The 7,537-nt window shown below is 68.6% G+C and carries 9 protein-coding genes; 3 read left to right on the top strand and 6 right to left on the bottom strand.

What is annotated here, in order from left to right; all coding sequences use genetic code 11:
• Positions 1-498: 498 nt before the first annotated feature.
• Positions 499-795, bottom strand: a complete 297-nt coding sequence (locus tag VFE05_02475; protein HET6228913.1) for a hypothetical protein — start codon at positions 793-795, stop codon at positions 499-501.
• Positions 796-1,236: 441 nt separating this feature from the next.
• Here VFE05_02475 and VFE05_02470 point away from each other — a divergent pair, with 441 nt between their 5' ends.
• From VFE05_02470 to VFE05_02460, 3 genes are all read left to right on the top strand, one after another.
• Positions 1,237-3,171, top strand: coding sequence for a M1 family metallopeptidase (locus VFE05_02470; protein HET6228912.1), 1,935 nt, complete (start codon positions 1,237-1,239; stop codon positions 3,169-3,171).
• A gap of 109 nt (positions 3,172-3,280) precedes the next feature.
• Complete coding sequence (locus tag VFE05_02465; protein ID HET6228911.1) at positions 3,281-3,754, top strand: DinB family protein; 474 nt, start codon at positions 3,281-3,283, stop codon at positions 3,752-3,754.
• Positions 3,755-4,053: 299 nt separating this feature from the next.
• Positions 4,054-4,617, top strand: a complete 564-nt coding sequence (locus tag VFE05_02460; GenBank protein ID HET6228910.1) for a hypothetical protein — start codon at positions 4,054-4,056, stop codon at positions 4,615-4,617.
• A 259-nt stretch (positions 4,618-4,876) separates the two neighbouring features.
• Here VFE05_02460 and VFE05_02455 read toward each other — a convergent pair whose 3' ends face one another.
• The 5 genes from VFE05_02455 to VFE05_02435 all read right to left on the bottom strand — a co-directional run.
• Positions 4,877-5,143: a CPXCG motif-containing cysteine-rich protein gene (locus VFE05_02455; GenBank protein ID HET6228909.1), complete on the bottom strand. Its 267-nt coding sequence runs from the start codon at positions 5,141-5,143 to the stop codon at positions 4,877-4,879.
• A gap of 216 nt (positions 5,144-5,359) precedes the next feature.
• On the bottom strand, positions 5,360-5,770 hold the full coding sequence (locus VFE05_02450) for a DoxX family protein (GenBank protein ID HET6228908.1): 411 nt from the start codon (positions 5,768-5,770) through the stop codon (positions 5,360-5,362).
• Between the two features lie 63 nt (positions 5,771-5,833).
• A complete protein-coding gene (locus VFE05_02445; GenBank protein HET6228907.1) occupies positions 5,834-6,718 on the bottom strand; it encodes an NAD-dependent epimerase/dehydratase family protein in 885 nt (294 codons plus the stop codon).
• Positions 6,719-6,831: 113 nt separating this feature from the next.
• Entirely contained in the window at positions 6,832-7,278 is a 447-nt protein-coding gene (locus VFE05_02440) for a MarR family transcriptional regulator (GenBank protein HET6228906.1), read from the bottom strand.
• Positions 7,275-7,537: hypothetical protein (locus VFE05_02435; protein HET6228905.1), on the bottom strand; the 263-nt coding region annotated here is incomplete at its 5' end. The genes VFE05_02435 and VFE05_02440, both read right to left, overlap by 4 nt.

The raw sequence follows: 7,537 nt of genomic DNA, 5'->3' as shown, positions 1-7,537 counted from the left end.
CGGCGCGCGCCCGCCGGCCCGCTCCCCGTCGCGTATGCAGCGCATCTCCCCTCCGCCTCGTCCGCTCGCCCAGCGGACGGGCACTCGCCGATGGAGGTGATCTACGTGCCTCCCGCGGGCGGAGGTGCGGCGGAGAGTATGCCCCCTCCCCCAGCCCCTCCCCCGCAAGCGGGAGCGGGGAGCTGATTCCGCGCGGGAGCAAGGTTTTGCGCGTGGTCTGAAGCGGGGGAACGTAGCTCATACGCCGATGTAGCCAGGTTTTGTCGGACTCTTGACCGGTGCTGCCCATTGGTTCGCTTACCAAGCACCACGAGTGCCACAACAGGGCTAACTTCAATCCCGACATGTGGTTCTCCCCTCTCCCGCTTGCGGGGGAGGGGCCGGGGGAGGGGGCACCCCTTCCGCATGCGACACCATCTCAGCCTCATACATCTACCGAAAACGTCGACGCCGGCCGGGCATCTCTCCCGACCGGCGTCGCGTTTCACCGTTGGTCCGTCAGCAGAGGCAGGTTGCGGCCTCCGTGATCTGGCAGGGGCAGCTCCCATTGTCGCTGACGCAATGGGCGACCGAGATGCAGTCTGCGGAACAGTCGACGTTGGTGTTGCACGGGTCGTAGTTGGGATAGCAGGTGTTGCCGCACTGCGTGGCCGGGCAGTCGCTGAAGCAGCTCACCTGCCGCGTGAGGCTGGGCGTGCGGTAGCCCTCCACGGTGCCCGGCGCCACCCATGGCTTCTCCGCCGTCTCGAACGACTCCACACCGATGTCTTCGATGTCCAGCCGAAGCTTGCGCATGCGGAACCTCCTCGGGATGTGTTGGCAGGATACCGCGGCGCGGAGAGATGGGCCGCGGGAGAGGACCGGCCGCGCAGAAGGTGCCGCGAGCGTGGTGCAGGATGTGGCATCCGGCCGCGCAGTGCCGGTGCCTTCCGCCGCCTGCACTTTCCATTCCCGCCCTTATCTTTGTAGAGCGTCTGTAACATGATGCACGCGCCGCAGTTCGGAGGACGCGTCAAGGGGAACGCCCGGCGTGCGGGGTGGGTACTGTGCCGCACCTGCGCCGCGAATCGAACGCTCGTACGGCTTGCCGCGGGACGGCGCACGCATGCGCGAAAGGCGCGCGGCAGCGCCCCGCGCGGGGGCCGATTCTTGCTCCGGTGCGGCGCGATCAGGTAGCAGTGCCCGGCGGCGCCCGCGTGGGTGGCGCCGGTTCCGTCTTCAACGCTGGGACCTGTGATGAGACTCTTCCGTACGACGGCCGCCGCGGGCCTCCTGCTCGCGGGCGCGCAGGGCGCCGCCGCGGCGCAGTCCGCCAACGCGGCCGCGGGGGTGGGCGACACCTCGATCTTCGCCCCGCTGGTGCTGCCCGTGGCCGCCGGCCAGGTGCGCACCGGCGCGGGCGCGCCGGGCTCCCGCTACTGGCAGAACCGCGCCAGCTACGACCTGCAGGCCGTGCTCGATACCGCCGCCAAGGCGGTGCACGGCAGCATGCGCATGCGCTACACCAACAACTCGCCCGACACGCTGCATTACCTGTGGATGCAGACCGAGCAGAACGCCTTCAAGAGCAACTCGCTCAACTCGTACGTGTACCCGCAGAACTCGCGCTTCGGGGCGCGCGGATTCGAGGGCGGCTACACCTTCGAGCACTTCAACCAGGTCACGGCGCGCGGCTCGGTGCCGGTGAAGACGCGGGCCAACGAGACGGTGACCAAGGTGGACCTGGCCGAACCGCTGGCGCCCGGCGGAACCGCCACGCTGGACGTGGCCTGGCGATTCCCCGTGCCCGAGCACGGCGCCGACCGCATGGGACGCGACGGCGCGCTGTACGAGATCGCGCAGTGGTACCCGCGCGTGAACGTGTACGACGACGTGCACGGCTGGAACACCGAGCCGTACCTGGGCCAGGGCGAGTTCTACCTGGACTACGGCGACTACAACCTGGAGGTCACCGTGCCCGCCGGGTACATCGTGGCCGCCACCGGCTCGCTCGCCAACCCGGCCGAGGTGCTCACGCCCGCGCAGCAGCAGCGCCTGGCGCAGGCCGCGCGGTCCGAGACGCCCGTGCGCATCGTCACCGCCGCCGAGCTGCGCAACGGCGCCGCGCGCCCGCGGAAGACCGGCACCATGACGTGGCGCTTCGCCTCGCACAACGTGCGCGACGTGGCGTGGGCCGTATCTCCGGACTACCAGTGGGACGCGAGCAGCTGGCAGGGCATGCTGGCGCAGGCGTACTACCGCCCCGAGGCCGCCGACCTGTGGGCCGACGCCGCCGACCAGGCGCGCATGTCCATCCAGGAGTACAGCGAGCGCTGGTTCCGCTACCCGTGGCCGCAGATCTCCGCCGTGGAAGGCCCCATCAGCGGCATGGAGTATCCCATGCTGGCCATGGAGACGCACAGCGACGACAAGTACGACCTGTACGACGTGGTCACGCACGAGATCGGGCACGACTGGTTCCCCATGATCGTGGGGAGCAACGAGCGCGTGCACATGTGGCAGGACGAGGGCTTCAACACCTTCATCAACACCTTCTCCGAGGCGCGCCGCTACCCCGAGCAGGGCGACCAGATGAAGCGCGCCGCCGAGGAGCGCGCCACGGTCGAGACGGCGCAGATCCAGGGGCGCGACCTGACGGTGGACGTGGGGCCGGACCGCGTGGACCCGCGGCGCCTGGGGCTGTCGCAGTACACCAAGCCGTCCGTGGCCCTCCAGCTCCTCCGGCAGGAGATCCTGGGGCCCGAGGCGTTCGACGACGCCTTCCGCACCTACATCAACCGCTGGGCGTTCAAGCACCCCACCCCGTCGGACTTCTTCCGGACCATGGAGGACGTGGGCGGGCGGCGGCTGGACTGGTTCTGGCGCGAGTTCTTCCTGGAGAACCCGCACTTCGACCAGGCCGTCGAGTCGGTGAACGCGAACGGCGGCGACGTGACGGTGGTGTACGGCAACCGGGCGCGCGGCGTGCTGCCCATCCGCGCCCGCTTCACCTTCACCGACGGCACCACGCAGGACATCCACTACCCCGCCGAGGTGTGGAGCACGAACACGGCGCGGTACGAGCGCACCTACTCGTTCGGCGCCAAGCGCCTCGCGCGGATCGACCTGGATCCGGACCACCGCCTCATCGACGTGGACCGCTCCAACAACACGTGGACGGCCGGGCAGTAACGGCTTCCGGTAGATGAACGGCGCGAGGGGCGGCCGGCGATTGCGCCGGCCGCCCCTCCGCTTTCTATTCCGTCATCCACACCACCGGACCCCAGACGAGACGCCCCGCATGGACACCCTGAGCCAGATGCAGCGCATGTTCCGCTTCGACGCGTGGGCCACCGGCGAGTCGCTGGCCGCCCTCCGCGCCTCGGGCGACGCGTCGCCGCGGGCACGGCGGCTGGTGGCGCACGTGCTGGCCGCGCAGTGGGTCTGGCTGTCGCGCCTGGGCCAGGGCGGCGCCAGCTGGATTGCCCTGTGGCCGGACCTGACGCTCGACGAGTGCGAGACGCACCGGCGCGACCTTGCCGGGGCGTGGACGCGCTACCTGGGCGGGCTGGACGCCGCCGTGCTGGAATCGACCGTCACGTACACCAACTCCGCCGGGCAGGCGCACAGCAGCCGTGTGGACGACCTGATCACGCACGTCGCCATGCACGGCCACTATCACCGCGGCCAGGCCGCCATGGAGCTGCGCGCCGCCGGCCACGCCCCCGCCGTCACCGACTACATCCACGCCACCCGCAACGGCCTCATCGAGTAGCCGCGCCGCACCTCAACGGCGCGTGAACTGGTAGTTAGACTAAGCCGCTGGGCAAGCATCGCAAGGTCGCAGGTGATCCATTTCGCTCTTGGAAGGTCCCCATGCGGAAATGCATGTTCTGCTCAAACCCTGGAAAGACGAAGGAGCATGCTTGGCCCATGTGGCTAACCTCCCGGTTTCCCGCCGGGGAAATGGGTCGCATGGTTGCGGAGCGCGGTGGTGACCGATTGGGTGAGTGGCCGACCGTGAAGCCGGAATTGATCGTGAAGCATCTGTGCGCCAACTGCAACAATGGGTGGATGAGCAGACTCGAAGGGGAGACAAAACCGATAGCCACATCCCTTCTCGACGACATGCTTGAAGCGCTCGATTCCACCATTCAAGCGATCCTCGCAGTATGGGCGGTCAAGACAGCAATGGTTCTGGAGGCAGTTTATCCCGCTCGGCCGTGGTTCTACACGGACTCCGAACGCGAACACATGCGGCTGACGAGAGCCATCCCGCCACTCACAGAGGTTTGGGTTGCCAAGTGCATTGACCAGCCGAACTTATTCAGTGTGGCGAATGATCTCTGGAGTGATGACAGCGGCCTCGGGGTACGAGCACGGCTTACAACTATGGCGTTCGGTGCCTTGGCAGTCCAAGTTCTGACCTTGAGACCTCCCTCGGACAATCCAGAGACTACGCACCTAACATACGATACGTCCGACGGTCCATGGGCTAACGTGTTGGTGCCTGTCTGGCCCATCAACAGCATACCACATGCGTGGCCACCTCCCGTGGGGCTTCGTAGTGAGAACGGAATCGAAACACTCGCAACGCGGCTCCGCCCTGCTATTGACGACCTTGGCGGAGCCGCTTGACACGAGCGAGATGCGCCCTAACAATCGGCTGCAGGGGATACGCGGCCGATCAAGTCTTCGAGCTACGCTTTGGGCGGCCCCCTGACCTCTGTATGGATGTACGGGCGAGATGGCCGATGTAGGTGCCTGAGCGAGATGACGATCGGCCGCTGGTCTCCACCCAGAGATCGCGGCCGATGCGGTAGAATACGATCCGGAGACACCGTGCGGATGGGCAGCGGTGGATCGCAACGAACGGCTGGGCTTCGGTAGATGAAGCTCAGCCGTTCGTCTCTACGTGGACGTCCGCCGTGCCGTCCTCCGCGTAGGAGACGGTGACGAGCCAAGGCTGGCAGCAGACCTGGCAGTCCTCCACGTAGGTCTGGCGCGTGCCGCTGCCGGGGTCCAGCGCCACGTGGTTGGCCTCGCCGCAGTACGGGCAATCTACCGTCGCCTCCGTGTCCGCCGTCCCGTCGCCCAGCGGAAAGTCCTCGTCCAGGTCCGGCTGCTCGTAGACCTCGTCGTCATATTCGAAGTTGAACTGCATGCACCGCTCGCGTCTCGGGGAGATGGACCGCCTCGCATCCCCTGATACCCACGCGGTTCCCACCCGTGCTCCCGCGCCTCGATCAAACATCGTGCATCCACGTGGATGCACGATGGGCCGCACAGGCTTCCACCCGTGCGGCCCATCGACCCATCCATCCCACCCGCATCCGACATCCATCGACCGCCTACCGCCGAGATCGGCAGGGCCGCGCCTCTACCGCCCGAGCAGGCGGAGCGTGCGGTCGCGGCGGAACCAGGCGATCACCGCGAGCACAAGCAGCAGCACGATGGGGATCGCGGGGTTGCCGCCGATCACGAAGAGGTGCGTGGCGATGGCGCCCACCATCACGCAGCAGAGAAGCAGCGCGCCTGCGCCGGCCAGGCGCGGCACCAGCAGCATGACGGCGCCGAGCACCTCCAGCCCGCCGGTGACGTACCGGAACCACTGCCCCAGCCCCAGCGTGCCGAACATGGCGACCATCTGCGGCTGTCCGGACAGCTTCATCGCGCCCGCCATCCCGATCATGGCCGCCGCGGGGATCTGGAGCACCCAGAGCACCACGTTGCGCACCTTGCCCGCACCAGCCTCGTCGGTCACCCGCGGTCCCGCGACGGTGCTTTCCATGGTCGTGCTCCGTGTTCGAGTTCTCGGCCGCCGGACCGGGTGCCGCGCGGCATTCGTCCAGCCTCAGGCCGCCACGGCAACGTACGAGCCGTGCGCCAGCTCCTCCAGCAGCGCCGGCCGATGCGGGCTCCAGCCCAGCTCGCGCCGCGCCCGCTCGCCGGACGCGGCGGAGCTGACGGAGACCAGGCCCGCCATCCACCCCAGCGCCTTCTGCGCCTCGTCCCGCGTGAGCGGCGCCGTACGCCCGCCTGCCCCGCCCGCGCGGCTCGCCGCCTCCGCGATGTCGAGCATGGAAACCGGCTCCCCCGCGGCGGCCACGTAGAGGCTGCCCGGCCGCGCATTCTCCAGCGCCAGCAGGTACAGGTCGGCGAGGTCGTCCACGTGCACGCCGGACCAGCGCTGGCTGCCATTGCCCACGTAGTGCACCACGCCGTCGCGCCGCGCCTCGGCGATCTGCATGGTCACTATGCCGCTTCCGCCGCGCCCGTACACCAGCGCCGGGCGGATCAGGATGCCGCCGCCGCCCGTCACCCGCTTCTCGTGGTCCCCGCGCCACGCCACGATCGAAGCCGGGTCGATGGGCGTCTCCTCGTCCGACACCCCGTCGCCCGTGTCGCCCACCACGGCCGTGCCGCTCGTGTAGATGAACCGCTTGCCGCTCCCCCCGATGCCTTCCAGCGCGGCCTCGATGGTGGTGAGGTCCGCTTCCACCACGCGGCGCGTCATGTCCATTGCAGTGTGGATGAACGCGTCCGCCTCGCGCACCTCCTGGGCGATCACGTCACGGTCCAGCAGCGTGCCTCTCACCGGCTCGATTCCCATCGTGCGCAGCCGGCCGGCCGCGTCGTCGTTCCGCGCCAAGCCCCGCACCTCGTGCCCCGCCGCACGCAGCCGCTCCGCCACCACACCGCCGATGTAGCCGCTCGCCCCCGTCATGAACACCCGCATCGCATCCCCTCCCGTTGACGTTTCTCCGCCTACCGCGCTCTCCGCCCGCCTTCGATGGCAGCCGTTCATCCCACGAAAGTGCATCTATGAACCAAACTACCTGAAGGCGCCCGTCAAGGGTGGGCGCCAGTGAGCCTCCCCAGCAGCTCGCCCAGCTTGGCGAGGTCATCTTCCGGCAGCGATGCCAGGATCTCCGCCTCGACCACGGCCTGTGCCTCGGCGGCGGCGGCGAAGCGGCGGCGGCCCTCGTCGGTGATGGTCGCCAGGATGCTTCGGCGGTCCGCCGGGTCGGGCAGGCGCCGCGCCAGCCCGTCGGCCTCCAGCCGGTCCACCAACTGGGTGACGTTGGACTTCACGCAGCTCAGCCGGTCGGCGAGCTGGCCCAGCGCAATGGGCTGTCCGGCGGCGGACAGGTGGTGCAGCGCGCCCATCTTCGCCATGGACAGGCCCCACGGCTCCAGGCTGCGCTCCAGCCGGTCCTCGACCACGCTGCCCGCGTGCAGCAGCGACATCAGCACGGTCCGCGACGCGGAGCCGCAGGGAGAAGCGGTTTCGTTCATGCCTGAACGCTGGCCCCGGTGAACCGGAAAGTCAAGGGCCCCATTCGGTTGATCGTCGAACTGCCGCCCTCTCCCGTCCGGCCTCCGCACCAAGCGGGACGCCGTGCATCCGAGACGATCCCGCCCAGCCGGAAGATGCAGGTTTGCTCGATCCACCGATGAAAGCTGCCGGTAGATGAACAGCGCTCCATCGTCGGTTGATCGCCCGCTCGCCACTCGCCGGATGACCGCCAGCCGATCGGGAACGATGTGCGGCTGT

Source organism: Longimicrobiaceae bacterium (assembly GCA_035696245.1).
In the GTDB taxonomy this organism is placed as follows: Bacteria; Gemmatimonadota; Gemmatimonadetes; order Longimicrobiales; family Longimicrobiaceae; genus DASRQW01.
Note: the sequence above shows the minus strand (reverse complement) of the source record. Positions and strands in the feature narration are given on the sequence as shown.

Bases quoted from the DNA above. Each gene is read 5' to 3' on its own strand.
- VFE05_02475 (HET6228913.1), bottom strand. From the start codon at position 795: ATGCGCAAGCTTCGGCTGGACATCGAAGACATCGGTGTGGAGTCGTTC.
- VFE05_02470 (HET6228912.1), top strand. From the start codon at position 1,237: ATGAGACTCTTCCGTACGACGGCCGCCGCGGGCCTCCTGCTCGCGGGC.
- VFE05_02465 (HET6228911.1), top strand. From the start codon at position 3,281: ATGGACACCCTGAGCCAGATGCAGCGCATGTTCCGCTTCGACGCGTGG.
- VFE05_02460 (HET6228910.1), top strand. From the start codon at position 4,054: ATGAGCAGACTCGAAGGGGAGACAAAACCGATAGCCACATCCCTTCTC.
- VFE05_02455 (HET6228909.1), bottom strand. From the start codon at position 5,143: ATGCAGTTCAACTTCGAATATGACGACGAGGTCTACGAGCAGCCGGAC.
- VFE05_02450 (HET6228908.1), bottom strand. From the start codon at position 5,770: ATGGAAAGCACCGTCGCGGGACCGCGGGTGACCGACGAGGCTGGTGCG.
- VFE05_02445 (HET6228907.1), bottom strand. From the start codon at position 6,718: ATGCGGGTGTTCATGACGGGGGCGAGCGGCTACATCGGCGGTGTGGTG.
- VFE05_02440 (HET6228906.1), bottom strand. From the start codon at position 7,278: ATGAACGAAACCGCTTCTCCCTGCGGCTCCGCGTCGCGGACCGTGCTG.